The organism is Natronomonas amylolytica, from assembly GCF_037031205.1.
Lineage (GTDB): Archaea > Halobacteriota > Halobacteria > Halobacteriales > Haloarculaceae > Natronomonas > Natronomonas amylolytica.
The window spans coordinates 59,480-85,966 of the sequence record NZ_JAYEZM010000005.1 but is presented as its reverse complement, the minus strand read 5'-3'; the positions used below and the strand labels follow the sequence as shown (position 1 = coordinate 85,966).

Genomic DNA, 26,487 nt, shown 5'->3' with positions numbered 1-26,487 from the left:
CGTCCGTCCGACGGTCCGTCTCCGACAACCCGGCAGCGCCGCCTCACCAGAGCTTATGACGGAACGCGTCGAATCCTCCGGTATGAGTTCGGACACGCCAGCTACCTCGACCCGAGAGACCATCGAGACGGACCGGACCGGCTACGTCGGCCGGATTACCCTTTCGCGTCCCGACGCGATGAACACCTTCAGCACGCAACTGGCCCGGGAACTCGACGACGCACTCGTCGAGTTAGACGAGGACCCGGACGTCCGAGCCATCATCGTCGACGGGGCCGGCGACGTCTTCTCGGCGGGTATCGATATCTCCGAGCACGCCGACCACGAGTCGAAAGAGGCCTACCGAGAGTGGGTCGCCGGGATGGAAGAGCCGTTCCACACCGTCGTCGAGATGCGCACGCCGGTCGTCGCCGCAGTCCACGGTCACGCGGCCGCCAACGGGCTCGGGCTCGTGGCGGCCTGTGACCTCGCCGTCGCCGCCGAAGGGACCCAGTTCGGGGCCACGGCGCCGAAAGTGGGACTGTTCTGCATGGGCCCGGCCGTGCCACTGATGTCGTCGCTCACGCGCAAGCGATACAACGAAATGCTGTTGACGGGTGAACTCATCGACGCCGAGACGGCCCGGGAGTGGGGGCTTATCAACCGGGTCGTCCCCGAGGGCGAACACGTCGATAGATCCTTCGAACTCGTCGAGCCCATGGTCGAGAAGAGCCCCGTCGGCATTCAGATGGGCAAGCAGGCCGTCTCCGCGATGGCCGAACTCGACTACCACGAGGCCATCGAGTACTCGAACGAGCGGTTCGCCGAACTCTGTACGACCGACGACGCCCGCGAGGGTATCGGAGCGTTTCTCGACGGGAAACCACTCGGCACCGAGGAGTGGCCCGGGGAGTGACGGCGTCGTCCCTTTTCAGGCAGTCCCTTCGCCGCGTGGCTCCATCTCGACGCTGATGCCGCGGTCGATGGCGACCTCCACGCTGTCGACGGCGGCGGTGTAGCGCTTGTAGTGGTCGCCGTCGGGGTTCAGCGTCTCGTGGGCGTCGACGAGGCCGGCCTGCTGGAGCGCGTTGAGCCGCCGATAGACCGTCGTCAGCGAGTAGTCGGTCGCGTCCACCAACTCCCGCGCGCTGTACTCGCCGCGGGCGAGGACGTGCAAGCAGTGGCGGGTCTTCGGGTCGCCGAGCGCGTCCAGAACGTCGTTATCGGGCGGCGACGGGTCGAGCAGGTCCGCGACCGTCTCGCGGAGTTCGTCGCCGTCGACCGGCTTGACGAGGTAGGCGTCGAAGCCCATCTCGACGATGTCCTCGCCGGGTTCGACGCCGGTCAGCATCACGACCCGGCAGTCGTAGCCACTGTCACGAATCCGCTCGAGAACGGCGTCCCCGGTCAGTTTCGGCATCCGACGGTCCAGCACCGCGACGTCGACGTCCTCGTCGATGGCCGCCAGCGCCTCCTGACCGTCGTAGGCCGTTTCCGTCTCGTAGGAATCGGGTAGTCGCGCCGCGTGGCCGTCGGCCAGCGCCGGCTGGTCGTCCGCGAACAACACTGTCGGTTCGTCCACCATCGTCCCCCTTGCCCTCCGTGCGAAGCCATCACACATATCCCTTGCGGGGCGTCAGACGGACCCGGCGTACGCAGACCGGAGTGTGACGAAGCGACGAGTCGGCCGAAGGAGGGATGGGAATGTCAGAGGTCCGGAAACTGCGGGGTGGGGACGGGTGCACGGTCCGTACGGCGTGTCACGGACGCTATCGCACCCAGAGGAAAGCCCAATCGGGTCCCTCAAAACCGTTTCGGCGGTTCACGGCCGAAAACGCCTCGTTACCGGCGGCGAATCGTATAAGCGACTGGCGGCCACACCCCCGGGCGTGCAGGTCCACGGTCACGAGGTCCGCGGCGTCGGCGTCGACTCGGAGACCCGGTGTGGCCACTACGGCACCGAGCGCGACGTCGTCGCCATCAAGTTCGCCTGCTGTGAGACGTACTACCCCTGTTTCCGGTGTCACGAGGAGACGGCCGACCACGACATCGAGACGTGGCCGGTCGAGCGCCGCGACGAACCGGCCGTCCTCTGTGGCGCCTGCGGGACCGAACTCGCCGTCCAGGAGTACATGGGCGTCGACGCCTGTCCCGCCTGCGAAACGCCGTTCAATCCCGCCTGCGCGAACCACTACCACCTCTACTTCGAGGGCGTCGAGGAGACGCCGGACCGGCGGTAATGGACCCAGCCCGTCGCCGACGGCCGGTGTTTTTGAGGGTCGCCGACGGACGGCCGGTATGGACGACAGCGACGATGCGGACTCCGAACTCGCGTGGGAAACACTCGCCTCGGCGACCGATTACACCTGTCCGGGCTTCGACGTGGTCCGCGACGAGGTGCGCCTGCCGGACGGCACCGAGACCGACTTCCACTACGTCTCGGAACCGCCGTCGGTCGTGGTCCTCCCCTTCACCGAGGACGGCGACGTGGTCGTCATCGAGGAGTGGCGGCAGGCCGCCGACCGCGTCAACTACGGCCTGCCCGCCGGCGGGCTGGAATCCGAGGACGTCGACATCGACGCTGCCGCGAGGCGGGAGTTGGCCGAGGAGACGGGCTACGAGGCCGCCGCCATCGAGCATCTCGCCACCTACGAACCGACGAACGGCCTCTTCGATTCGGTCTTCTACTACGTCGTCGCCCACGGCTGTACGCCGACCGCCGAACAGGACCTCGACCACAACGAATCGATTCAGGTCGATACCGCGTCCTTCACCGATTTAAAAGAGCGCGCGCTCGCCGACGAGTTGCGGGACGGCCGGTCGGCGCTGGCGATTCTCCAGTACGCCCTGCAGGCCGAGTGACCGGCCCTATGGTTGTGGAATCGGCAGGGACCCCCGACCAGCAACGCGAACCGTCCTCCCGAAGACGCCCGGGCGGGACGCCTGAACCGTAAACGAGCAATGCAGGCGGTCGGGCAGCGAATCGGTCCCGGATTCGAACACGGCCGGGACCCGAATCGTTCCCTGTGTGTCGACGTTCCGGAGTTCGACCGTCGTCCGACGGACCTCGCCCTGAATATCGTAGTGGGTCGAAAACGCCTCCCACTGGCCGGGAGGCTCGACGCGCACCCGGTGGTTGATTCGGCCGTCGTAGGCCGCCGGGGGCCGGATGCGGAACCGGAACCAATCGAGGCGGTACCCCTCGTACGGTTCGGCTGAAGCAATGCCCCCGACGGTCGAATTGAACGTCAGGTGCATCGCCAGCGGGCGGTTCTCGCGTCGGATTACGCGGTCGACCTCGACAGCCGCGTATCCGACGCCGTCCTCGTCGCCATCGCGCTGCGGATACTGCCAGAGCAGACGCGAGTCCTGGTCCGTCTCGACCGTCGTCTCGACGTCGAGTCGCGTCGGCCCCGTCCCGGGAACTCGGCCACTGCAGCCCACGATAGTTCCGGTGAGGGTCGTCGAAACACCTGCGAGGACGCGTCTTCGCGTCAGGTGGTCGTCGCTGTCGGAGGGCGCGGAAGGCGTGGAGGGCATCGAACTCGTTGACGGACTATCGTTGCATCGGCAAAATAGTCTCGGGAAACGAAGCTTCAGACCATCGCGTCGTCGCCGATGTCGGGATTGTCCTCGACGAACTCGACCAGCGCGTCGGCGTAGTCGTCGAAGTCAGGTATCTCGACGTCCGAGCCCTCAAGGTCAGCGATGGTGTTCGAGCAGTCGAAACTGGCGTCCCACGTCTGGTATTCGAGGCCGCCGCTCTTGAGGAGGTCCGAATCGGGCTTCAGCGACGTCAGCAGGCCTTCGACGATACCCTTGGGGTACGGAACCACGATGGTTCGCTTCTTGCCGGCAGCCTCGCCGAACCGCTTTATCAGTTCGGTCGTCGTCGGTGGGTCGGGGTCCGCGAGGTGGTAGACCTTGCCCTCGGAGGCGTCGATGCCGCTCAGGTAGCCGATGGCGTCGACGACGAAATCCCGGGGGACGAGGTTGAACTCGCTTTCCGAAGCCCCGCGTGGGGCCGGGATGACGGCGTTGTCCCCCTGGTCGAGCAGGGCCTCGACGAAGGCGTAGGGGCCGTCGTACTTCTGGGTCTCGCCGGTTTCGCTGTCGCCGACGGCGACGGCGGGCCGGTAGATGGTGGTCGGAATCTCGTCGGTCCGCTGCTGGACCAGCACCTCGGCCATGTGCTTTGTCGTCTCGTAGTAGTTGCCGAACAGTTGGCCCTCCTGTAGCATCCCCTCGGTGAAGGTGCCCTCGTAGAGACCCGAGACGACGACCGAACTGACGTAGTGCAGGCGGTCGAGGTCGGCGCCCGCGGCGAAATCGAGGACGTGGCGCGTGCCCTCGATGTTGACCAGTCGGCCGGGTTCGCGGTCCATCGTCAGGTCGTACATCGCCGCGAGGTGGTAGACCTCGATGGCCTCGTCCTGCAGGCGCTCGTAGTCGTCGCCCAGTCCGAGGTCGCCGTCGGTGATGTCGCCTTCGACGAGGTCGATACGGCCATCGGCGTCGTGGTCGGCTTCGATGTCCACGCGCGTCGATTCGGCCTCAGAGCGGTACGTCTCCTGAATCAGGCAGGTGATGGTCGTCCCGTTGTCGTGGCGGTCGACGAGCCGTTCGACCAGCGCCGAGCCGAGAAAGCCCGGAAAGCCGGTGAGGAAGACGGTTGGCATGAGATATCAACACACATCACTCGCACCTATACCTGTTGCCGGTGTTCCGAGGGAGGATTTATAAGAAGCGTGTCGACCGCCGCGCTGGCGGGACGCGAGAGTTCGCGTCGGCCCGTCGACTTACTCGTTGACGGTAACCGACTCGATGACGATTTCCTCGCGGGGCTGGTCGTTGCGGCCGGTCGGCACCGAACCGATCTCCTCAACGACGTCCATGCCGTCGATGACCTGCCCGAAGACGGCGTGTTTGTTGTCGAGGTGCGGCTGTGCGTCCAGCGTGATGAAGAACTGGCTGCCGTTGGTGTCGGGCCCGGAGTTGGCCATCGAGAGGATGCCGGGGCCGTCGTGGCTGAGGTCGGAGTGGAACTCGTCGTCGAACTCGTAGCCGGGGCCGCCGCGGCCGGTGCCGGTCGGGTCCCCGCCCTGAATCATGAAGCCCTCGATGACGCGGTGGAAGACGGCGCCCTCGTAGAGGGAGTCGCCGCGAATCTCGTCGCTCTCGGGGTCTTCCCACGTGTTCGTCTCGACGTCGGGGTCGGCGTCCGCGGCGGGGTCGTGACGGGCCAGCCCGAGGAAGTTTTCGACGGTTCGCGGCGAGCGGTCCTCGAAGAGTTCGATGGTGATGTCGCCGTGGTTGGTGCCGAGCGTGACGGTCGGGTTGTCGGGGTTCGCGACTTCGCGATTGCTCATACGGGAACGTGACGTGGGACGCGCAAAAGACTGCCGGCTGGCGGCGCCTCGATACCCACGTCGGCCGGCCGCGAGCGACAGTATTTATATCGGGGGCCGGAAAGCGCCGGGTATGGTCCGGGACCCGCTGGCGGACGACGACGACCCCGGCCTCGAAGCGGTGGTCGGCGCGCTGGACGACGAGGACTGTCGGGCCATCGTCCGGGAACTGGACGAGCCGCGGACGGCCCGAGAGTTGGTCGAGCGCTGTGACATCCCGCGGTCGACGCTCTACCGGAAACTCGATCTGCTGGCGGAGGCGACGCTGGTCCGGGAGGGAACCGAGATTCGAGAAGACGGCAGCCACGCCAACCGCTACGAGGTCGACTTCGAGGACGTCGTCATCACCTGCGACGAGAACTGCGAACTCGGCGTCGAGATCGAGCGTCCCGCCCGGCGGGCCGAGGAACGCCTCGCCGAGATGTGGTCGGAAGTCAGAAAGGAGCTCTAACAATGGTCCACACGACAGTCGATGCGGAAGTACAGCTCGCGGTCGCGGTCGTCAAAACGCTCATCCTCGTGGTCGGCGGGTCGGTCACGCTCTTGGCCTACCGCGCCTACCGGCGCACGCGCGACAGGTCCCTCCAGTTGCTCTCGGCCGGCTTTGCCTTCATCGTCGTCGGCGTCCTGTTGGGCGGCTTCACCTTCGAGATACTGATGGTCGACATCGGCGTCGGCATCCTCATCGAGAGCCTCTTCGTCCTCGTTGGACTTTCGGTCGTCGCCTACTCGCTGCGCGTGCCGTGAACGCTCCGGTAGGACCCTCCTACACCGACGGCGGGTATCGACTTTTCTTCACCGCGAGTTGCGCCGGGTCCCAGCGGGTGGGACCCGGCCTATGGGAGTTTATCAGTAGGACCCGGAGGTCGAGGTGTACTAATGTCCGACAACATCGGCGCCCCCGGTTCGCAGTTCTCCCGACGTGATTTCGTGAAGGCGACTGGCACCGCCGGCGCGGCGAGCATGGCCGGCTGTACCGCTGGTCGACAGCGCACACAGCAGGGCCCGCAGGCACAACAACAACAGCAAAACGACCAACTCCCGCTGGCGGGCGCCCCGCAGGTCGTCGACGTGACCGAACAGAACAATCAGGTCACGCTCCGGTCGGTCACCTCGCGGATGGCCGCCCACCCCGGCGACTCGATGGGCGGTCCCGTCGAACTCCCGAGCGTCTGGGCATTCCAGGCCGACGACCGCACCCCGAGCGTCCCCGGTCCCGTCATCCGGACGAAGGAAGGCGAGGATATCGAGGTGACGCTGGACAACACCGACGCGACGATGCCGCACACGCTGCACTTCCACGGCGTCCGCAAGACCTGGGAGAACGACGGCGTGCCGACGACGACCGGCATCACCGTCATGCCCGGCGAGAAACACACCTACGAGATTCCCGCGAACGTGCCGGGCACGCACCTCTATCACTGCCACTACCAGACCCACCGGCACATCGACATGGGCATGTACGGCGTCTTCCGGGTCGACCCCGAGGGCTACGAGCCGGCCGACCAGGAACTGTTCATGACGCTGAAGGACTGGGACTCCCGGCTCAACCGCCAGATAGCCGGCGAGGACGTCTCCTACAGCCCGCGTGACCGCACCCCCGACGTGTTCACCATCAACGGCCGGTCGGCCCCGCGGACCCTTCACCCCGAGGACGGCTCGCCGGTCATCGTCTCGCAGGGCGACACCGTCCGACTGCACCTCGCCAACAACGGCTACATGAGCCACCCAATGCACACCCACAACCACCGGTTCCGCATCGTGGAGAAGGACGGCTCGCAGGTGCCCGAGGCCGCCCAGTACGAACAGGACATCGTCAACCTCGCGCCCGCCGAGCGGAAGACCATCGAGTTCGAGGCCGACGCCGACCCCGGCATCTACCTCATGCACTGCCACAAGGTCAGCCACGCCATGAACGGCAACAGCTACCCCGGCGGCATGGTCGGCGCCATCGTCTACGAGGAGGCCATGGATTCGGACATCTTCGCCGACCTGATGGACTACGCCGGCTACGAGGGATAGACGGCTGACCCAGCGACCGTCGAAAAATAGGCGTCGCGAGTCGCCGAGCCTTTAGAAGTCCCGCAGTTCGTCGAGTTTGTCGGCCGCGGCGCCGCTTTCGAGCGCCTCGCGGGCCTGCTGGAGGCCGCTTTCGATGTCGTCGGCGTCGCCGCCCGCGTAGATGCGGAGGGCGGCGTTGACGGCGATGGCGTCGGCGAACTGGTCGTCGCGCTCGCCCGTCAGCACTTCTTCGGTGATGGTCGCCGAATCGGCGGCGATGTCGTCGACGTAGAGGTCCCCCTCCTCGAAGTCCATGCCGTATTCGGGCGTCTCGATGTCGAAGTCTTCGAGTTCCTCGCCCTGATTCCAGACGGCGACGGTCGTCGACCCCGGCCGCACGTCGTCGTAGCCCTCCATCCCCTGGAACATGACGACCCGGTCGACGGGTGCCGTCTCGGATTCCTGGAAGGTGTCGATGATGCGCTTGGCGTAGGGGAGGTGATAGAAGGAACCGAGATGCGTCGAGGCCTCGGCGGGGTTGGCCAGCGTCTCGATGGTGTTGACGAAGGTGCGGACCCCCATCTCGTCGCGGCGGCCCTCGATGGCGTCGATTTCGGGCGCGAAGTTGGGCTGGTAGTAGAAGCCGAAGCCGACCGCGTCGGTCATCTCGGCGGATTCGGCGGGCGCGAGGTCGGTTCGGACGCCCAACTCGTCGAGGACGTGCTTGTAGGCGTCCTGCTTCTGGGTGGGGACGCGGTCCCCGGAGTGGACGACGACAGGGGTGCCCGCGGCGGCAGCGACGAGGCCGGCGGCGACGCCGAAGATGGCGCTGCGGCCCTTGCCGTCGTAGTTGGCGCCGCAGTCGACGGGGTCGCAGTCGGGAGCGACGCTCTCGACGCCCTCGGCCATCACGTCGACGTAGGCGCCCAGTTCCTCGGGCGTGTTGCGCTTCCAGCGGTTCGCCAGCCAGAAGGCGCCCAGCGTCGTCGGGTCCGGCTCGTCGTCGAGGATGCGCCGGAAGGCCTCCTCAGCCTGCTCGCGGGTCATGTCGTCGGCGGACTTGTGCCCGGAGCCGACGACCTCGGTCATCAGCCGCTTGAGCGGCCACTCGCCGTATTTCTCGGTCGCTTGTGCCATATCGCATGCTTCGGACCACCGGGGCAAAAACGTCCCTCATTCGGTCGCCCCTGCCGGCGCCCGGAACCGACGAATCCTAATCCCCCGCGTCCGTAGGGGCGTCAATGAGTTCGCCAGCGGCCGACGGCGACGACTGGCGCGCGGGCATCGACGACGTCGACGCCGCCCTCATCGACGGCTATCAGTCCGGTTTCCCGGTCGAGGAACGGCCCTTCCGGCGCGTCGGCGACGACCTCGGAATAACGGAAGACGAGGCGCTCCAACGGGTCGAACGACTCCGCGAAGACGGCGTCTTCCGGCGGTTCGGGGCCGTCCTCAACCCACCGGTTATCGGCGCCTCGACGCTGGCGGCCGTCCAAGCGCCCGACGACCGATTCGACGAGGTCGCCGAGGTCATCAACGGCTACCGGCAGATCAACCACAACTACCGGCGGGACCACGAGTGGAACATGTGGTTCGTCGTCACCGCCGGCTCGCTGGAACGGCGCGACGAGATCCTGACAGAGATCGAGGACCGAACCGGCTGTGAGGTGCTGAACCTCCCGATGCTGACGGACTTCTACATCGACCTCGAATTTCCTGTCGTCAACGGCGACCGATTCGCTCGCGAGTCGCTGTCCGAAACCGAGGTCTCGGCGACCCGCATCTCCGAGTCGGCCGCCGCCGACCTCACCGACCTCGACAAGGCGCTCCTGTTGGAGATTCAGGACGGCTTCCCGCTCTCGAAGACGCCGTATCGGGACATCGCGTCGGCCGTCGACGCGCCCGTCGAGGACGTGCTGGCGGCCATCGAAGCCCTCCGCGAGGACGGCTGTATCAAGCGCATCGGCTGTATCGTCAACCACGTCGTCACGGGCTTCGACGCCAACTGCATGGTCGTCTGGGACGTGCCCGACGACGACCTCGACGAGTTGGGCGAGGAGGTCGGTCGCCTCCCCTACGTAACGCTGTGTTATCACCGGCCGCGCCGCCCCGAGCAGGGGTGGTCCTACAACCTCTTTACGATGATTCACGGCCGCGAACCCGAGGCCGTCGACGCGAAAATCGACGAACTCGCCGCGGAGTATCTCCCCGTCGAGCACGAACGCCTCTACTCGACGGAGACGCTGAAGCAGACGGGCGCACGTTACGAGGAAATCGTCACCGACGAGTAGCATACGCCGCGCTCCGCGCGGCGTTTTACCGACCGCGACTGTAGGGAGCGGTCGGACTTTTTCATCGAAGTTTTTCGAGTCAAGCGGGGCCTCCGGTCCCGCTGACCGTTCGAACGGCGGCTTCGCCGCCGTGAGAAGAGAGGGTTCGCCAAGGGCAAACCCGACGCTGAAAAAGTTCGGACGGAGACGTTGAAACAGACGGGCGCGCGCTACGAGGAAATCGTCACCGACGGGGAATAGCGGGCCGGCAGGCTCGGACCGTTGAATCCGGAGAACGGGGCGTTCGAGCGGGGCGTCGCTGAGACGTGCGACGAGCGAGGCCGAAAAAGCAGTCGACGACGGGGCGCGCGTTGTGGTTAGCTATCGGCGGAGATGGCGATGACCGGACCGATGACGGCGAGGCCGATACCCAGATAGAGGAACGTGGTCGGCATGGTCGTACTCGGCGTGATGATGAAAAGCAGGCCGAACAGCGAGAACTGTACGCCGAGGACCTTAACCGAGCGGTTGGCAGCGAACCCGCCGCCGACCGCAACGATGAACAGGAGCAAAAGCACGTGCCCCAGATGATAGTTCATCAGGAAGTCGTCGATCAACTGCAGGGGGAGCTCGAACATCCTTGTCGGGTATCGCGTCGTTTCGGTCTTAACTTTTGCTTAACGTTCGCGCCCGGCCTCGTCGGTCGGACCAGTCAGCTCGATATCACGAAGCCAGACGGTCCAGACGACGAACAGCGCCGTCCCGTAGCAGAGTGCCCACACGAGCGTCCCGAGGAGTTCGAACCCCGCGTTCGTCAGGACGTAGTCGGCGATGCCCGCGACGGAGACCGTCCCGACGAGCAACAGCGCGCCCGTCGCCCAATCGGGCAGGTTCGTCTCCTCTGTGTCGACGTTCGGAAGCGGCATACCACCCCCTAGAACGGCCAGCGGTTCAGGGTTTCCGGTTCGTCACGGTGCGGCCGCCTCCGCGAGGACGTCGTCGAGCCACGGCGCGTCCCGACACGCCGAGAAGGGCGTCGGCTCGGTGGGGTCGTCCGGCCGGCCGTCGCCGAGCGCGCGCTCGTACCACGCGACGTCGTGCCACTCTCCGAGTTTGTAGCCCGCCTCGGGAAGCAGCGCCGCCCGCTCGAAGCCCCACGTCTCGTGGAAGGCGACGCTTCCGGGATTCGGCAGCGTGACGACGCCGTAGGCGCTCCGAAAGCCCTGCCGTTCGAGCGTCGCAAGCAGCGCGTCGTAGAGGGCCGACCCGATGCCCTCCCCGCGGCGCTCGCGGTCGACGTACACCGAGAGTTCGACGGTCCAGCGATAGGCCGCGCGCTTGCGGAGTTCCCCGGTGTAGGCGTAGCCGACGACTGCACCGTCCCGTTCGGCGACGAACCACGGGTAGGTCTCGACCGTCTCGGCGATGCGGGTCGCGATGTCCTCGGCCTCCGGCGGCGTCTCCTCGAACGTGATGGCAGTCTCCTCGACGTAGGGGCGATAGATGGCGGCGATAGCCTCGGCGTCGGAGCGGGTGGCGATACGGCAGTTCATATCCGTCCCCGGCACCGGGGCGGCAAAGCCGTGACGGAGTCGAACGATAGCCTACCATCGGCGCCATTCGCGGCCCCCGGTCATGACAGATCGACGCCCCTGAACAACTTTTAATAGAGGATGGGCAAACGCTCCAATGCCGCGGGCGCATGGGCACTGCGGGCGCGGCGCGAACCGAGCGACACTGGGCTGTCGCCGACGCACCGGTCGCGGGACGGGACGTCTCCGCCCTCGGCCGTCATCACAACACACCCCGGGCGTCCGGCACCTTTCGCCGGACGACCCTTCGACAGGCCGGAACTGACGACAAAAGCCGGCCGGCGGTTGCTTCCCCATCATTCTCCACCGACGGGGTCGGCTTCGACGTATCGTCGACGCTAACGGCGCCCTTCGCTTCCGGCGGCTCCAACCGTCTCGGGGCTCGACGAACAGCGGCGAATCTCCCCAGCGCAACAAGAGATAAAGGGGGTTCGCTTCTTGTGACCAACCATGGAAACGAGCGAACGGCCGACATTCGAATCCGAGGCCGGGGAGGAGATCTACCGCTACGTCGAACGCCACGGGACGGCCGCCCGCCATCGGGTTCGTGAGGTCACGTCGCTGGACCCCGAGGAGTTTCAGGACGCCCTCGAACGGCTGAAGAGCCGAGGCTACCTCGAAGACGACGGCGGCACGCTGGAGGTCGCCCTCGACGTGGGCTCCGTCGAGGCCTACGAGGCCGACGACTTCGAGTACGTCGTCCGGCCCGCCCAGCAGTCGGATTTCGAGGGGCTCGTCGACGCCATCCGGGACGTCACCGCCGAGGACACCTACATCGTCGCCGAATCCATCGCCGAGCAACTGCTCTACGAGGACACCGTCACCCGGCACAACAAGGTCGAATCCCGCGTGTTCTTCGTCGCCGCGGTCGACGGCGAGGTCGTCGGCTGGTCACATCTGGACCTGCCACAACTCGACAAACTCCAGAGCACCGCCCAACTGACCGTCGGCGTCACCAGCGAGTATCAGGGCCGCGGTATCGGCACGCGACTCATGGAACGCGCGCTCGATTGGGCCGAGGCCAACGGCTACCGGAAAGTGTACAACAGCGTTCCGACCACCAACGACCAGGCCGTCGCGTTCCTGGAAGCCCGCGGCTGGGACACCGAGGGCATCCGCAAGGACCACTACAGCATCGGCGACGAGTACGTCGACGAGGTCATGCTCGCCTACACGTTCTGACGGGGCAGGCGACGGCGCTACGAGCGTCTGCGAAGTAGACTTTTAAATCGGTGAACGCCATCGAACGTTTCCCGGAGGCGGCGCTATTCGAGATTGGAACAGCGAAATTGGTACGCTGACGGGAGTTTGGCCACCGATTTCCGCCGGCCAAAGACCGGTCGGAAACCGAGTGGGCCAACTCGGATTTGAACCGAGGACCTCCCGGTTATCAGCCGAGCGCTCATACCTAGCTGAGCTATTGGCCCTAGGTCAGCGCGTTTCAGCGTAGTGGGGACACTTGTTTAAACGTTTCTTTTCGCGCGCCCTTCGGCGCGCCGTCCCACGGTTACCGTTCGCGCGGGTCGTCGTCGTCCGACCCGGAGTCCGACTCCTCGTCGAACCGGACGTCGGTGAAGCCGTCGTCGGGGCCCCGCTCTCGGTCGTCCGGGTCGGTGAACTCGTATTCGTCCTCGTCCATATCGACCGGGCCGCTACCGCCCTGTTTGAAGAACTCCTCGCTGCGAGGGTCACCCTCGCCGCCCTCGTTCGGGAACCCGCCCATGTAGACGTTTCCGGTGGCGAACCCGCCCGTCTTGGCGTCGACGTAGGGCGTGACGACGTACTTCTTGACGGCGAGCCGAATCGGGTATCGCGTCGGCGGCAGCACGAACAACAGGCCGACGAGGTCGGTCACGAGCCCCGGCGTGAGCATGAGCGCGCCCGCGATGAGAAGCAGCGCGCCGTCCAGCAGTTCGTCGGTCGGCGGCGTTCCTTCGGCGACCTTCGCCTGTAGGCGGCCGAGCGTGTGTCGACCTTCGGCCCGAACGAGCAACAGGCCGATGAAGGCAGTCAGTACGACCAGCGCCACCGTTACCGCCGGTCCGAGACGCGTCGCCAACACGACCAGCAGCATGACGTCCAACAGCGGCACGAGCAGCAGGACGCCGATGACCCGCAAGTCCATGCCAACCCGTATCGGCGGCCGCGGGAAAACGTTTCCGAGACACCCCGCCACAATGATTTTGAATCGGCTGCTGTCGTGTTACGCCGTTCGTTTCCTTATAAATCGTGCTAGACAGTCGCACAACCGTCACGACATAGAAAGCCCTCGGCGAGGAGGCGGTCGCTAAACAGGATATCCTCCCTCCGGTCGGATAGAGCCTGTTTAGCGACTATATAAACGCCTCCCCGCCTCGCCCTTTCAGTCCGCCAGGACCGCAACCGCTTGGGCCTGCCCTTCCCCGGGTCGGAGGGTCGGCCGTGCGGCCGACCCCTCCTCCCGGCCAACCGACCTTATAAATGGCGCGCGCTGGCCGACCGCCGCGAACGCCTCCGTGAGCGGCGGTCAGGCCAGCCAGCGCGCGAGGGACGACTGACCGAACGAAGTGAGGGAGGGAGTCGGTTGGGGAGGCATGTGGCTGCGGTGCTGTCCTTGGCGGACTCGAAGGGCGAGGCCGGCTACGGGAAGCACGACGACGTAAGCACCGCAGGGAGCGGAGCGACTGAGGAGCACAGCGAGTCGCGCGACCGTAGCCGGCCGAGGGCTTCGGAAGTCACAACTTCTCTCGAGTATCAGACTCAGGCGTTGAGTATTCAGTCACCTAGACACCGACACGGCCTTGTGCGGGGACCGGCTTTCCACACGCAATGAGAGCAGCGCTGGTCATCCTCGACGGGTGGGCCCTCGGAGACGGCGGCGAATCCGACGCGGTCGCCGCCGCCGAGACGCCGACGTTCGACCGCTTACGCGAGACGGGCGCGTTCGGGACGCTCGAAACCCACGGCCGCCGGGTCGGCCTCCCGGAAGGACAGATGGGCAACAGCGAGGTCGGCCACTTAAATATCGGCGCCGGGCGCGTCGTCAAGCAGGAATCGACGCGCATCACCGACGACATCGCCGCCGACGCCTTCGCGGACAACGAGGCCATCAGCGGCGCGCTGGAACACGCCGACGACAACGACGGTCGCGTCCACTTCATGGGCCTCGTCAGCGACGGGGGTGTCCACTCCCATCAGACGCACCTCCACGCGCTCATCGAACTCGCCGCCGAGCAGGGCGTCGACGCCGTCACCCACGCCTTCACGGACGGCCGCGACACGGCACCGAAAGGCGGCGCAGGCTATCTCTCGGAACTGGAGTCGGTCGTCGACGACGCAGGCACGGGCGATGTGGCGACGGTCTGTGGTCGCTACTACGCGATGGACCGCGACCAGAACTGGGAGCGGACGAAACGCGCCTACGACGCCATCGTGAATCGTGAGGCGCCCCACGAAGCCGACTCGGCGGTCGAGGCCGTCGAAGCGTCCTACGAGCGCGGCGACACCGACGAGTACGTCGAACCGACGCTGGTCGCTGGCCGGCCCGCACTCGAGGACGGCGATTCGGTCGTCTTCTTCAACTTCCGTGCGGACCGCGCGCGCCAACTCGTGCGGATGCTCGCGGACATCGACCCCGCGTGGGACGTCGACACCTCGCCGCCGGACATCGAACTCGTGACGATGACCGAATACGACAAGACGTTCGACCTCCCGGTCGCGTACCCGCCGCTGGAGCCCGAGAGCACCCTCGGCGAGGTCCTCGCGGCGGAGGGGCTCACCCAACTGCGGATGGCCGAGTCCGAGAAGTACGCCCACGTCACCTACTTCCTCAACGGCGGCCGCGAGGTGGAGTTCGACGGCGAGCACCGCGAAATCGTCGACAGCCCCGACGTGGCGACCTACGACCAAAAGCCGGAGATGTCCGCCGAGGAACTCACCGACACCGCCGTCGACCGCATCGAGAGCCACGACCCCGACGTGCTCGTCCTCAATTACGCCAACCCCGACATGGTCGGCCACACGGGCGATTTCGAGGCCGCCAAGGCAGCCGTCGAAGCCGTCGACGCACAACTGGCCCGCCTCGAAGAAGCCGTCCGAAACGCGGGCGGCCACCTGCTCGTGACGGCCGACCACGGCAACGCCGACGACATGGGCACGCCCGAGGACCCACACACGGCCCACACCACGAATCCGGTCCCGTTCATCTACGTCTCGCCTGACGGCAGCGACGGCGGCCGGCGGGTCCGAGAGGGTGGCACCCTCGCCGATATCTCGCCGACGTTGCTGACACTTATCGACGTCGAGATTCCCGAAGCGATGACCGGCGAGAGCCTGCTCGAATAGCTACTCTGCGCCCGTTCGGAACGAGTAATCCAGCGTCGGCGCGCTGTGGGTCAAACACCCCATCGAGATGACGTCGACGCCCGTCGCCGCGTAATCCGGAACGTCCGCGATAGTGATGCCGCCGCTCGCCTCGACGAGGGTATCCTCGGGAAGCGTCTCGACGGCCCGCTCGACCTCCGAGGGCGCCATATTGTCCAAAAGGACGATATCGGCACCGGCGCGGGCGGCATCGGCGGCGTCTTCGGGCCGTTCGACCTCGACCTCGATTTTCGTCGCGAAGGAGGCCCGCTCGCGGAACCGGGCGACGGCCTCCTCCATTCCCATCTCGACGACGTGGTTGTCCTTGACCATCACCATATGCGAGAGGTCCAGCCGATGAGTATCGCCGCCTCCGGCGACGATGGCGCGTTTCTCGACACTGCGAAGCCCGGGTGTGGTCTTGCGAGTGCCGGCGATGTCGACGGAATCGGATACCGCTCGCGCTGCGTCGACAGCCCTCCTCGTTTTCGTCGCGATACCCGAAGCGTGGCCGGCGATGTTCACCGCGACGCGCTCGCCGCGGAGAACGTCCGCTGCTGGCCCCTCGACGCGAAGTACCACGTCGCCCGCCTCGATGCGCTGGCCGGCATCGACACGCTCGATGACGTCGACGCCGAAGTACTCGAAGACCGCTTCGGCGGCGTCGATTCCCGCGATGACGCCTGACTCCTTGGCGACCAGTCGCCCCGCCGTCTCGCCCGGCACGTCGTTGGTCACGTCGTGGTGGCCGAGGTCCTCCCGGAGCCAGCGTTCGATTTGCGACTGTTCAATCAGCGTCAACGGCGGCCCCCTCCTCGTCGGCGATGTGGTGGCAGCCCCGCGACTGGTCGTTCTCGGCGGCGGCGCGAGTCACCAACAGGGCGCTCACGCAGGCACCCCGGAGTTCGTACAGCGAGCGACTCGTCCGGGTGCGCGTGTAGGCGTCGATTTCTCCCTTCAGGCGCCGGAGGACGCCCGCGGCCCGGGTGAGGTCCTCGGGGTCGCGTTCGATGCCGACGTACTCGTCCATCACGCGGCGCAGGCGGACGAACTTCTCTGCGGCGAAGCTCTCCGGCAGGTCCGGGTCGCTGTCGAGCAACTCGGGTGCCTCGACGCGTTCGGCCTCGAACCCGGCGGCGGCCTCACCCGCTCGCAGGCCGAAGACGAGTCCCTCAAGCAGGCTCGTCGAGGCCAACCGGTTCGCGCCGTGGACACCAGTGCGGGCGCACTCGCCGGCCGCAAAGAGGCGGTCCAGCGACGCCCGACCCTCGGTATCGACGTCGATACCGCCACAGAGGAAGTGCTCGGCGGGCGCGACCGGAATCCCCTCCGCAGAATCGACGCCGCGCTTCTCGCATTCGGCGTGGAGGTCCGGGAACTCGCCCTCGAAATCGAGCGGCGAGACGTCCAGCGTCACCTCGCCGGTGCGTTCGCGTTCGTCCTTCACCGCGCGGGCGACCACGTCACGGGGCGCGAGTTCGGCGTCCGCGTGGTAGTCGGGCATGAACCGTTCCCCGTTGGCGTTCCGCAGGAGTGCGCCCTCACCGCGGACAGCCTCGCTGAGGAGGAAGGTGCCCTGGTCGTCGGCACCCTTACCTGCAAACGCCGTCGGGTGGAACTGCACGTACTCCATGTCCTCGACGTCCGCGCCCGCAAGCGCGGCCATCGCGATGCCGTCGCCAGTCGCCGTCGGCGGGTTCGTGGAGCGCTGGTAGCAGGCACCGATACCGCCGGTCGCGAGCACGGTCGCCCCCGCAAAGCGAGGCATCCACTCGCCATCGCGTTCAAGTAGTGCACCATGGACACGACCCTCGTGCGTAACGAGGTCCAGTGCGGCGGTGTCCTCCAGCACCTCGACGCGGTCATGGTCGGCGAGGTAGTTCAGGAACGGTGCCAGCACGTGCTTGCCCGTCGAGGCGTCGACGTGCAGGATGCGCTCCTCGCTGTGGGCGGCCTCGCGGCCGTAGTCGGGGGTGTCGCCGTTCTCGTCGAAGTCGATATCGAGGGTATCCACGAACACGTCGCGGACGGCCTCGTCGGCCTCCGAAACGAGTACGTCGACCGCCTCGGGGTCCGCGAGGCCGTCGCTGGCCTCGATGATGTCTCTCTTAAATGACTCGGGGTCGCCGCGGGAGACGGCGACGCCGCCCTGTGCCCAGTAGGACGTCGAGTCCTCGGGCTGGCTGGCTTTCGTCGCCAGCGTCACGTCGGCACCCGCTCGCGCGCCGGCGAGTGCGGCCGCACAGCCCGCGATGCCGCTGCCGACGACGAGCAGGTCGGTGTCTCGTTCCTGCATGGTCAGACCTCCAGCATCCGTTCGAGCGCCAGTTCCGCGAGGTCCTTCTCGCGGGCCGGGACCTCGATGACGTTGCGCTCGTTGCCATCGACCAACTCCTCCAGCACCCACGTCAGGTAGTTCGGGTCGACCTGCCGCATGGCGTTACAGTCCATACAGGCGTCGCCACACAGCGGCAGGACGTTCACCTCGGGATGCCACCGCTGGAGGTGATTCGTGAGGTGAATCTCGGTGCCGATAGCCCACGTCTCGCCGGGGGCGGCCTCGGCGACCGTCTCGCAGATGGTCGAGGTCGAGCCGGCCACGTCGGCGGCCTCGACGACCTCGCGCCGACATTCGGGGTGGACGATGACATTGGCATCGTCGTGTTCTGCGCGGATGTCCTCGATGTGCTGCTCCGTAAAGCGCTCGTGGACCTGACAGTAGCCGTCCCAGAGGATGATATCGGCGTCGGCCACCTCGTCAGCATCTTTCGATTCGGGGTCCCACGGATCCCACTCGGCGGTCGCGTCTTCCATGTCGAGTCGGTGGGCCGTGTTCTCCCCGAGGTGTTTGTCGGGCAGGAAGAGCACCTTGTCGCCGCGCTCGAAAGCGTACTCGAAGGCTTTGTGTGCGTTCGAGGAGGTACAGACGAGGCCGCCCTGCTCGGCACAGAAGGCCTTCAGGTCGGCGTAGCTGTTCATGTAGGTAATCGGGACGATGTCGGCGTCGTCGTCCGTGGCCGCGTTGAGTTCGGCCCACGCGGCGTCGACCTGCAGCGCCTCGGCCATCCCGGCCATCGGACAGGACGCCTCCATCGACGGCAGAATGACTGTCTGCTCGTCGTCAGTGATGATGTCAGCCGATTCGGCCATGAACGTCACGCCGCAGAAGACCACGTACTCGGCGTCCGCCTCGGCGGCGCGCTGGCTCAACTCGTAGGAGTCGCCGATGAAGTCGGCGTGTTCGACGATCTCCCGGCGCTGGTAGTTGTGGCCGAGGACGATCACGTCGTCGCCGAGGTCCTCCGTGGCGGCCGCGATACGCTCCGTTCGCTCGTCTTCGCTCAACTCCCGGTACGAAGGGGGAAGTTGCTCTAGGTTGTCGTACTTGAAGAGGCTAAGGTCAGTCTCGAGGTCGACCGTCTCCATTTCGGGCATCAGTTGTACACCTTGGGTTGTACTAGCCCACGGAACCCCCACTTTGATAAAATTTTGTCTTCAATATACGGTCTGAGGAGATTATTTTGCCCCTATCGCGGTTCGTAATGGGAAACAACCGAGGAGTTTCCACGCCGTCGAGCGCTTGCGGCGTCGCTATTCGAGAAGAAACCGGAAAAACGCAGTCGGGTCAGTCGCGGCGATACGCCTCGCGGAGAAAGACCAGCGCCGCGCCGAACATCGTGAGGTTGCCGAAGAAGGCGAGTCGCTCGCCCTCCTTGCTGTCCTCATCGGCGTTCCAGAAGTCGTGCATCGTCGGCGTCACGACGGCGAGAAAGCCGGTAACGGCGGCCGTCGACAGCCGCGGAAGTCGCCAGAAGGCGACGCCGAGGCCGCCGAGGAACATCGACACCGAGGCCAGCGGGGCCAGCAACTCCGGCACCGGGACGCCCGCCGACTCCGCGTAGTCGACGGTGCTCTCCATGTCGCGGAAGTCCTCCGATGCCTGCAACGCGAGTCCGAGGCCGACGAACAGTCGGCCGACCCGGCACGGTGACGTCGATTCGTCCGTTTCGTCGGTTGCCGTCTCGTCAGTCATACTTCGAGAAAGGCACGGAAACCGTATAAATCGGACTGGTGGTTCCTCCCCCGGGCGGCTACTCGTAGCGCTCCCGTTCGGCCACCTGCACCTCGGTTCCGTCCCGGGAGGCGACGAGTCGCTCCCCGTCGTCTCCGGGGCGGGTTTCGAACCGGAGTTCGCCGACGGTCACGCTCTCGTTGACCGGCGGAATCGTCGCGGCCCCCACCCGTTCGCCGCCGCTGAACACCGCTAGCTCGAAGCCGTCCGAGACCGGTGCGACCGCGACCGACCGGTCGTCGATTCGCGCGGTGGCCCGTTTCGACTCCGAGGCGAACGACCGGGTCGTCTCGCCGTCGACCGTCAGGTCGACCGCGTAGGCGCTGTCGTTGCCGACCACCTCCCAACCGGTCCGGTTGACCTCGATTTCCGTTCGCCAGCCGATGCCGCCGACGACGACCGTGTCGTTGCCGGCGTGTTCGAGGACGTTACCGCGCGTGCCGATGGTCCACATCTCGCGGTCGTCGCTGACGAGGATGACGCCCGTCTGGTTGGTGGCGGTCGTCTCGTTGCCCATGTCGACCAGCGAGGTGTGTCCCGGCGTCGCGTTCTCGGCGTAGGCGACCTGATAGTCCCGCACCTCGACGCCCGCCGTGTCCGGGGCGCTGTCGGCATCGACCAACAGGAGGCCGAGGGGAACGCTCGGCAACGCGACGACGAGCGTCACGACCACGACGACGACCACGCCGGCCTGTCGGCCCGTGGTCGGCCCGCCGCGCCAGCCTTCGGGCGACAGCGCGATCAGCGCCGGAATCGCCAACAGCGCCAGCGGGGCGAGGATGCCGACGGCCCACCACAGCGGGTCGCCCTCGACCGCGAGGCCGGCGACCGTCCCCGCGCTCAAAAAGGAGAGCACGCCGAGCCACACGAGCGCCACCTGTCGCCGCGACGGGGCCCACGCAAACTCCGAGAACGGCCGCGGCAACGGCTCGCGACTCCCCGCCACCGCGACGGTGACCGCCACCGTCAGCAGGGCGACGAACGCCACGCCAGCACCGCGATAGAGGGTGTAGACCTCCTCGTCGACCCAGACGACGAGCCACAGCGTCTGTGCCATCCCCAGCAGGAACGTTCCGAAGAACACCCGCTCGACGGAGGGCCGGCGCCCGCGACGCCACAGCAAGGCGGCGCCGGCCACCACCCCGAGCAGGAAGCCGAGCATGTGTGCCTGAAAGCCGATGCCGGCCCACGAGGGCGGCGACGGCGCGCCGGCTTCGACGGTCGCGCGGACGATGGGCTCCGAAAGCGCCGTATACAGCGTCCGCAGGACGCCGGCGACGACCACGCCGACGACCGTCGAGACGGGGTAGTTCACCACCGCGAAGCCCGCGATAGCGAAGACCGCCCCCGAGAAGCCCAGCCCGGGCCCAAGCGAGAAGAAGGAGGTGAGAAACGCCGAAAGGAGCAGGACGGCGGGGAAGACGACGACGGCCCGAACCCACGGCTGTCCGAGCAGGCCGCCCCGCGACCGCGCGTACTCGTCGCGCTCCGAGGGCGCGTAGTGGCCCCACGCGTATTCGGCGATGGGCGCCAACGCGAGCGTTCCCGCCATGTTCGAGACGATATGCGCCGGACTGCCGTGGGCGATACCCGCGGTCAGCAGGCCGGTCGGATAGAAGTACGACCACGTCACGAACGGGTAGATGACCGGCGACGCCCAGTTCCGAAGGCCACCCTGCGCGAGGAGGTAGAAGGCGACGACGATGCCGACGGTGACCAGTGTCCCCCACGGGATACCGCGGATAAAGCGGTCCGCGACGAGCGAGCGCCACCGGCCCCGTCCCTCGACGTACCAGACGAAGCCGAAGGCGACGGCCAGCGCCGCCACGAGCGCGACCTGTGTGGGCGAAACGACCTGCGTAGGCGAGACGGGCATTTCACTATCCGGAAGGGACGCATCACTCAAATAATCGGGCTACTCCGAGTCGTCAACGACTCGGCAAAAAATCGAATCCGCATCGGTGGCCGCTCGTATCGACCATCGCCGACCCGCACTGGCGACGGCCGGTAACAGACTGCAACGGTCCGTATCAGCCGCTTTCCTCGAGCATCCAGCCGAAGCGCTTCTCCCAGTACTCCTCGCTCGGGGGTTTCTTCGTTTTGCCGCGGGTCTTCTCGTCGCGAATCTGGCGTTCGAGGACGTCCCGCGCCTCGTTGAGCGCGTGGCTCGCGCCGTAGCCCTCACCGGAGGCGATGAAGAGGCCCCGGTCGGTGTGGAGGCGAATCCGCGCGAGCAGCAGTGGCGTTCCCCGGAGCTTCTCGTCGTGCTCGTGGAGGTGGACCTTGGCGTCGAGGACGTTCATGCCGTGGTCCCGGTCGTCGAACTTCTCGACCATCGCGACGATGTCGTCGTAGCTCATGTCGTCGACGAGGTCGATACCGTAGACCTGCACGGCCCGATTGCCCTCCGCCTCCCACGTGAGCGCATCGAGGACGTCCGTCTTCGTGACGATTCCGTGGGGGCTCCCGTCGTCGGTGACGACCAGCGACGAGGCCTCGATGTCGAACATCTCCTCGACGGCCACGTCGAGGGTCGCCGATGGGTCGATGGTCCGAACCGGCGAGACCATGACGTCCCGAACCGGCAGGTCCAACAGCCGTGCGGCTTCGCCCTCCCGGGCGCCGAACCCGCCCCGTCGCGTGCGTCCGGCGCTGTCGGATATCTCCCCGCCGAAGGAGTCGACCCCGCCCGCGTCGCCGGCCTGACTCTGCTCGGTCGAGCGGACCGTGAAGTCCGTGACGTCGTAGAGGCTCAGGATGCCGACGGCGCTGTCGTCCTCGACGACGGGCAGGTGGGTGATTCGGTTCTCGCGGAACACGTGGAGCGCCTCCCCGAACGTCGAGTCCGGGTCGATGGAAACGAGGTCGGTGCTGGCGGCATCGGCGACGGTCACCGTATCGAGGAACGGCTGGACGGCTTCGAGGATGTCATCGACGGTGACGACGCCGATGAGGTCTCGGCCCTCGAAGACCGGCAGGAGCTGCGAATCGCTGTCTATCATGAGCTGGGCGACCTTGCGAACGTCCTCGTTCGGGTCGAGCCGCGGGACGTGCCAGACCAGCGAGCCGATCTTCTCGTTGGGCTGGTGGTGTGAGGTAGCGAGCTGTCGTCGCGTGACGACGCCCTCGAATTCGTCGCCGTGCACGACGATACCCTTGACGCTCGGGTCTTCGAAGGCGCTGACGAGTTTCGAGACGCGCGTCTCGGGGGACCGTTCCACGTAGTCGTCCGAAATTATATCAGTTATGTCCATTGTCCGTGTGAGTCTTCGCTCCGGGTTGCCGCGCTGTACTGCTGGCGGGAATTCCTTGCCAACATGTACCACTTTATCGCGAAATCACAAGAATCCGCCGGCGATTCCCACACACTAGAACACGACAGAAAACCGATACCGACTCGCCGGGAATCCGACGGCCCCGCCCTCGGCGCCCGTCTCAGCCCTCGTAGACGACGGCACCATCGACGACGGTCATCGCCACGTCGATGTCGGCGATGGCCTCGGCGTCGACGCCCCACGGCGACGCGTCGAGGACGACGAAATCCGCGGCCGTGCCCCGCTCGACGGTGCCGAACCGGTCCTCGTCGTGGCCCGCGTAGGCCGCTCCCGAGGTGTAGGCCCGAAGCGCCTCGGTCACCGAGAGGCGCTGGCTCGTCTCGGGGGCCGTCACCGCCTGCTGAATCCCGTAGAGGGGGTCGATGGGCATGCAGTCGCTGCCGAAAGCCAGCGGTACGCCGGCATCGAGGACGTCCGAAAACCGGTTCGAGGCGGCGGTCCGCTCGGCGCCGAGCCGCTGCTCGTAGAGGCCGCTCTCGCGGGCCCACCGCAGGAAGTTGGGTTGCATCGACGCGACGGCGTCGAAGCCGTCGAGGTCCGCCGGCAGCAGTTCGGCGTGCTCGATGCGGTGCCGCGCTTCCGGGTCGTCGGGCAAGGTATCGAGCGTCACCTCGATGGCCGCGTCGCCGATGGCGTGGACCGCCAGTTGCATGCCGAGGTCGTCCGCACGGTCGGCGATGTCGGCCAGTTCCTCGGGGGCGACGACCCACTCGCCCACCCCCTCGCCGTCCGCGTAGGGGTCGGCGAGTTTGGCGGTCGAGGCGCCGAGCGACCCGTCGGTGAAGGTTTTGATGCCGCCGACCTCGACGAACTCGCCGCCGTGGTTGGTGACCAGACCGGTCTCCGCGACGGCATCGAGGTGGTCGGCCCAGTAGTAGAGCCGCACCCGCAAATTCAGGTCGCCGTCGGCGGCCAACTCGCGGTAGGCCGCGGGGGCGTCCGACTTCCGAACCATGTCGTGGACGCCCGTGATGCCGAGTTCGTGGGCGTGGTCGCGGGCGGCCGCGACGAGTTCGCGGGTCTCCTCGCGGTCCGGCGCCGTCTCCATCCGCAGGAATTCGGCGGCGCCCTCGGTGACGACGCCCGTCGGTTCGCCGGCCGCACGGCGAACGCCGTCCTCCGGGAGTTCCTCGGCGTATCGGTCGAGGACGACGGAGTTGACGGAGGCCGTATGCAGGTCCTCACGGAAGGCGACGACTGGCTGGTCCTCCGAGACCGAATCCAGTTCCTTGCGGGTCAGATAGCGGTCGTCGTCCCACGCCGATTCGTCGTAGCCGTAGCCGAGAATCCACTCCTCGTCGGGGGCCTCGCGCAGGCGGCCGAGGGCCGTCTCGCGGTCGTCGGTGGCGAGGTCGGCGTGGACGAGTCGCCGGCCGACCACCTCCATGTGCGTGTGGGCGTCGATGAAGCCCGGCAGGAGGACGCCGCCCTCACAATCGACGACGTCGGTGTCGACGCCCTCCAGAAACCCGATCTCGTATTCGGAGTCGACTCGGACGATTCGGCCGTCCCGGACGGCGACGGCCTCGTGTTCCTCGTCGGGGGCCGTCAGGGTGTGTACCTCGGCGTTCGTGAAGATGCGGTCCGCCGGTTGGGTCATACGGGGACGGCGGGTCGCCATCGCCTTGAATCCCGTCGCTGGCGGTCGGCCGTGTGACGGAAACCCTTAGTCTCCCGCCCCCATCCCGCCGGTATGGACACCGAGGAACTCGTCGAGTCGGTCGAGAGCGGCGAGTTGCGCCTGCACGAACTCGAACAGCACGCCGACGCCGAGACGGCCGCCGCCGCCCGCCGCCGCCTCCTCGTCGAGCGAACCGAGGCGGACCTCGACGCCGTCGGCGACTACACCTTCGACGCCGCCGACGCCGAATCCGCCATCGAGAACATGGTCGGCGCCGCGCAGGTGCCGATGGGCATCGTCGGCCCCATCCGCATCGACGGCGGGGCGGTCGAGGGGACGAGGTACCTCCCGCTGGCGACGACCGAGGGCGCCTTGGTCGCCTCGGTCAACCGCGGGTGTGCCGCGATGCGGGCCGCCGACGGCGCGACCGCACGCGTCCTCAAGAACGCCATGACGCGCGCGCCAGTCTTCCGGGTCGCGGACGTCGGCGAGGCCAGCGAGGTCGCCTCGTGGGTCCGCGCGAACGTCGACGCGCTCGCGGAGGCCGCCGAATCGACCACCAGCCACGGCGAGTTGCGCGACGTGACGCCCTACGTCGTCGGCGACAACGTCTTCCTCCGATTCGCCTACGACACCAAGGACGCGATGGGGATGAACATGGCCACCATCGCAACCGAGGCGGCCTGCGAGGTCGTCACCGCGGAGACGCCCGCCGAACTCGTCGCGCTGTCGGGCAACCTCTGTTCGGACAAGAAACCAGCCGCCATCAACAGCATCGAGGGCCGCGGCCGGACGGTCGCCGCCGACGTGGAGATTCCCCGCGAGACCGTCGAGGGCTACTTCGAGACGACGCCGGAGGCCATCGTCGAGGCCAACACCCGCAAGAACCTCGTCGGCTCCGCGAAAGCCGGCTCGCTGGGCTTCAACGCCCACGCCGCCAACACCGTCGCCGCCGCCTTCCTCGCGACCGGACAGGACATCGCACAGGTCGTCGAGGGCAGCAACGCGATTACCACGGCGGACGTCCGGGACGGGTACCTCTATGCCAGCATCACCTTCTCCTCGCTTGAAGTCGGAACCGTCGGTGGCGGCACCAAGCTCCCGACGCAGGCCGAGGCGCTCGACGTCGTCGGGGTGTCGGGCGGCGGCGACCCCGCCGGCTCGAACGCCGACGCGCTCGCGGAGGTCATCGCAACCGCGGCGCTGGGCGGCGAACTCTCCCTGCTCGGCGCGCTCGCGTCGAACCACCTCGCCAGCGCCCACGAGGAACTGGGCCGGTAAGGCGTTCGAGGCCTCGTCTAGAGCGGCTCTCCGACCGAAATCCCGTTCCGGTTTCGACGATGTTCGGCCAAGCGTTTAGGGTCGTTCTGCCCCATCTAGTATAGTATGGTCTCGACAGGCGACACCGCACCGACGTTCACCGCGACGTACAGGGGAAGCGACCACGAGACGTTCGACCTCGCCGACCACCTCGGCGACGGGCCCGTCGTGTTGGCGTTCTTCCCGGGGGCGTTCACGCCGCCGTGTTCCAACGAGATGGTGGCGCTGCAAGAGCGACACGACCGGTTCGAGGACGCGGGCGCGACGCTCCTCGGCATCAGCGCCGACTCGTCGTTCTCACAGGGCGCGTTCGCCGACGAATACGGCCTCGATTTCGACCTCGTCAGCGACATGAACGGCGAGGCTATCGAGGCCTACGGCCTCTCGCTGGACATCCCGGAGTTGGGGCTGTACGGCGTCGCCAACCGGGCCGTCTACGTCCTCGACGAATCCGGCGCCGTGACCTACAGTTGGGAGGCCGACGACCCGACGAACGAACCCGATTACCGCGCCGTCCTCGACGCCGTCGAAGCCGTCTGACGCCCCGC

At 66.9% G+C, this 26,487-nt stretch carries 27 protein-coding genes and 1 tRNA gene; 11 read left to right on the top strand and 17 right to left on the bottom strand.

What is annotated here, in order from left to right:
* Positions 1 to 82: 82 nt before the first annotated feature.
* Entirely contained in the window at positions 83 to 895 is an 813-nt protein-coding gene (locus tag U5914_RS08400) for an enoyl-CoA hydratase/isomerase family protein (RefSeq protein WP_336135310.1), read from the top strand.
* 15 nt (positions 896 to 910) lie between these two features.
* Here U5914_RS08400 and U5914_RS08395 read toward each other — a convergent pair whose 3' ends face one another.
* Complete coding sequence (locus U5914_RS08395) at positions 911 to 1,564, bottom strand: response regulator (protein WP_336135309.1); 654 nt, start codon at positions 1,562 to 1,564, stop codon at positions 911 to 913.
* Positions 1,565 to 1,868: 304 nt separating this feature from the next.
* Between U5914_RS08395 and U5914_RS08390 the strand changes: the two genes are divergently transcribed.
* Both U5914_RS08390 and U5914_RS08385 read left to right on the top strand, forming a co-directional pair.
* Positions 1,869 to 2,219, top strand: a complete 351-nt coding sequence (locus tag U5914_RS08390; protein WP_336135308.1) for a CHY zinc finger protein — start codon at positions 1,869 to 1,871, stop codon at positions 2,217 to 2,219.
* Positions 2,220 to 2,277: 58 nt separating this feature from the next.
* The gene (locus tag U5914_RS08385) at positions 2,278 to 2,841 is read left to right on the top strand and encodes an NUDIX hydrolase (protein ID WP_336135307.1); all 564 of its coding nucleotides are present in this window, start codon (positions 2,278 to 2,280) and stop codon (positions 2,839 to 2,841) included.
* 6 nt (positions 2,842 to 2,847) lie between these two features.
* Here U5914_RS08385 and U5914_RS08380 read toward each other — a convergent pair whose 3' ends face one another.
* The 3 genes from U5914_RS08380 to U5914_RS08370 form a co-directional block, all read right to left on the bottom strand.
* A complete protein-coding gene (locus tag U5914_RS08380; protein ID WP_336135306.1) occupies positions 2,848 to 3,519 on the bottom strand; it encodes a hypothetical protein in 672 nt (223 codons plus the stop codon).
* Between the two features lie 56 nt (positions 3,520 to 3,575).
* Entirely contained in the window at positions 3,576 to 4,658 is a 1,083-nt protein-coding gene (locus U5914_RS08375; protein WP_336135305.1) for an SDR family oxidoreductase, read from the bottom strand.
* Positions 4,659 to 4,778: 120 nt separating this feature from the next.
* On the bottom strand, positions 4,779 to 5,348 hold the full coding sequence (locus tag U5914_RS08370; protein ID WP_336135304.1) for a peptidylprolyl isomerase: 570 nt from the start codon (positions 5,346 to 5,348) through the stop codon (positions 4,779 to 4,781).
* Between the two features lie 112 nt (positions 5,349 to 5,460).
* On the opposite strand from U5914_RS08370, the gene U5914_RS08365 reads away from it, so the two are divergent.
* The 3 genes from U5914_RS08365 (at position 5,461) to U5914_RS08355 (ending at position 7,409) form a co-directional block, all read left to right on the top strand.
* The gene (locus U5914_RS08365; protein WP_336135303.1) at positions 5,461 to 5,838 is read left to right on the top strand and encodes a helix-turn-helix domain-containing protein; all 378 of its coding nucleotides are present in this window, start codon (positions 5,461 to 5,463) and stop codon (positions 5,836 to 5,838) included.
* A 2-nt stretch (positions 5,839 to 5,840) separates the two neighbouring features.
* Positions 5,841 to 6,134, top strand: a complete 294-nt coding sequence (locus tag U5914_RS08360) for a DUF7521 family protein (RefSeq protein WP_336135302.1) — start codon at positions 5,841 to 5,843, stop codon at positions 6,132 to 6,134.
* Between the two features lie 132 nt (positions 6,135 to 6,266).
* The gene (locus U5914_RS08355; RefSeq protein ID WP_336135301.1) at positions 6,267 to 7,409 is read left to right on the top strand and encodes a multicopper oxidase domain-containing protein; all 1,143 of its coding nucleotides are present in this window, start codon (positions 6,267 to 6,269) and stop codon (positions 7,407 to 7,409) included.
* Between the two features lie 51 nt (positions 7,410 to 7,460).
* Here the strand turns inward: U5914_RS08355 and U5914_RS08350 are convergent, their stop codons facing one another.
* Complete coding sequence (locus U5914_RS08350) at positions 7,461 to 8,525, bottom strand: anthranilate phosphoribosyltransferase (RefSeq protein ID WP_336135300.1); 1,065 nt, start codon at positions 8,523 to 8,525, stop codon at positions 7,461 to 7,463.
* Positions 8,526 to 8,629: 104 nt separating this feature from the next.
* On the opposite strand from U5914_RS08350, the gene ahbB reads away from it, so the two are divergent.
* A complete protein-coding gene (gene ahbB / locus U5914_RS08345; protein WP_336135299.1) occupies positions 8,630 to 9,679 on the top strand; it encodes a siroheme decarboxylase subunit beta in 1,050 nt (349 codons plus the stop codon).
* A gap of 356 nt (positions 9,680 to 10,035) precedes the next feature.
* On the opposite strand, the gene U5914_RS08340 is transcribed toward ahbB, so the two are convergent.
* From U5914_RS08340 to U5914_RS08330, 3 genes are read right to left on the bottom strand one after another with little or no spacing between them, the layout of a single operon-like run.
* Positions 10,036 to 10,296, bottom strand: a complete 261-nt coding sequence (locus U5914_RS08340) for a DUF8006 family protein (protein WP_336135298.1) — start codon at positions 10,294 to 10,296, stop codon at positions 10,036 to 10,038.
* Between the two features lie 39 nt (positions 10,297 to 10,335).
* A complete protein-coding gene (locus U5914_RS08335; protein ID WP_336135297.1) occupies positions 10,336 to 10,584 on the bottom strand; it encodes a DUF7996 family protein in 249 nt (82 codons plus the stop codon).
* Positions 10,585 to 10,626: 42 nt separating this feature from the next.
* Complete coding sequence (locus tag U5914_RS08330) at positions 10,627 to 11,211, bottom strand: GNAT family N-acetyltransferase (protein ID WP_336135296.1); 585 nt, start codon at positions 11,209 to 11,211, stop codon at positions 10,627 to 10,629.
* A gap of 489 nt (positions 11,212 to 11,700) precedes the next feature.
* Here U5914_RS08330 and U5914_RS08325 point away from each other — a divergent pair, with 489 nt between their 5' ends.
* Positions 11,701 to 12,432, top strand: a complete 732-nt coding sequence (locus U5914_RS08325) for a GNAT family N-acetyltransferase (RefSeq protein ID WP_336135295.1) — start codon at positions 11,701 to 11,703, stop codon at positions 12,430 to 12,432.
* Positions 12,433 to 12,602: 170 nt separating this feature from the next.
* Here U5914_RS08325 and U5914_RS08320 read toward each other — a convergent pair.
* Together U5914_RS08320 and U5914_RS08315 are read right to left on the bottom strand one after the other, a co-directional pair.
* A tRNA-Ile gene (locus tag U5914_RS08320) sits at positions 12,603 to 12,677 on the bottom strand.
* An 80-nt stretch (positions 12,678 to 12,757) separates the two neighbouring features.
* Positions 12,758 to 13,375, bottom strand: coding sequence for an FxsA family protein (locus U5914_RS08315; RefSeq protein ID WP_336135294.1), 618 nt, complete (start codon positions 13,373 to 13,375; stop codon positions 12,758 to 12,760).
* 683 nt (positions 13,376 to 14,058) lie between these two features.
* Between U5914_RS08315 and gpmI the strand changes: the two genes are divergently transcribed.
* Positions 14,059 to 15,573, top strand: coding sequence for a 2,3-bisphosphoglycerate-independent phosphoglycerate mutase (gene gpmI, locus U5914_RS08310; protein ID WP_336135293.1), 1,515 nt, complete (start codon positions 14,059 to 14,061; stop codon positions 15,571 to 15,573).
* Here gpmI and nadC read toward each other — a convergent pair whose 3' ends face one another.
* From nadC to U5914_RS08275, 7 genes are all read right to left on the bottom strand, one after another.
* A complete protein-coding gene (gene nadC, locus U5914_RS08305) occupies positions 15,574 to 16,386 on the bottom strand; it encodes a carboxylating nicotinate-nucleotide diphosphorylase (RefSeq protein WP_336135587.1) in 813 nt (270 codons plus the stop codon).
* Entirely contained in the window at positions 16,379 to 17,887 is a 1,509-nt protein-coding gene (locus tag U5914_RS08300; protein WP_336135292.1) for an L-aspartate oxidase, read from the bottom strand. The genes nadC and U5914_RS08300 overlap by 8 nt, the downstream gene beginning before the upstream one ends.
* Positions 17,888 to 17,889: 2 nt before the next feature.
* Positions 17,890 to 19,026, bottom strand: a complete 1,137-nt coding sequence (gene nadA / locus U5914_RS08295; RefSeq protein WP_418766754.1) for a quinolinate synthase NadA — start codon at positions 19,024 to 19,026, stop codon at positions 17,890 to 17,892.
* A 190-nt stretch (positions 19,027 to 19,216) separates the two neighbouring features.
* Complete coding sequence (locus U5914_RS08290) at positions 19,217 to 19,624, bottom strand: DoxX family protein (protein WP_336135291.1); 408 nt, start codon at positions 19,622 to 19,624, stop codon at positions 19,217 to 19,219.
* 58 nt (positions 19,625 to 19,682) lie between these two features.
* Positions 19,683 to 21,539, bottom strand: a complete 1,857-nt coding sequence (locus U5914_RS08285; protein WP_336135290.1) for a rhomboid family intramembrane serine protease — start codon at positions 21,537 to 21,539, stop codon at positions 19,683 to 19,685.
* 154 nt (positions 21,540 to 21,693) lie between these two features.
* A complete protein-coding gene (locus U5914_RS08280) occupies positions 21,694 to 22,917 on the bottom strand; it encodes a CBS domain-containing protein (protein ID WP_336135289.1) in 1,224 nt (407 codons plus the stop codon).
* A 181-nt stretch (positions 22,918 to 23,098) separates the two neighbouring features.
* A complete protein-coding gene (locus U5914_RS08275) occupies positions 23,099 to 24,598 on the bottom strand; it encodes an amidohydrolase (RefSeq protein ID WP_336135288.1) in 1,500 nt (499 codons plus the stop codon).
* 93 nt (positions 24,599 to 24,691) lie between these two features.
* Here U5914_RS08275 and hmgA point away from each other — a divergent pair, with 93 nt between their 5' ends.
* Positions 24,692 to 25,900: a hydroxymethylglutaryl-CoA reductase (NADPH) gene (hmgA, locus tag U5914_RS08270; RefSeq protein ID WP_336135287.1), complete on the top strand. Its 1,209-nt coding sequence runs from the start codon at positions 24,692 to 24,694 to the stop codon at positions 25,898 to 25,900.
* Between the two features lie 105 nt (positions 25,901 to 26,005).
* Positions 26,006 to 26,479, top strand: coding sequence for a redoxin domain-containing protein (locus U5914_RS08265; protein WP_336135286.1), 474 nt, complete (start codon positions 26,006 to 26,008; stop codon positions 26,477 to 26,479).
* Positions 26,480 to 26,487 lie beyond the last annotated feature (8 nt).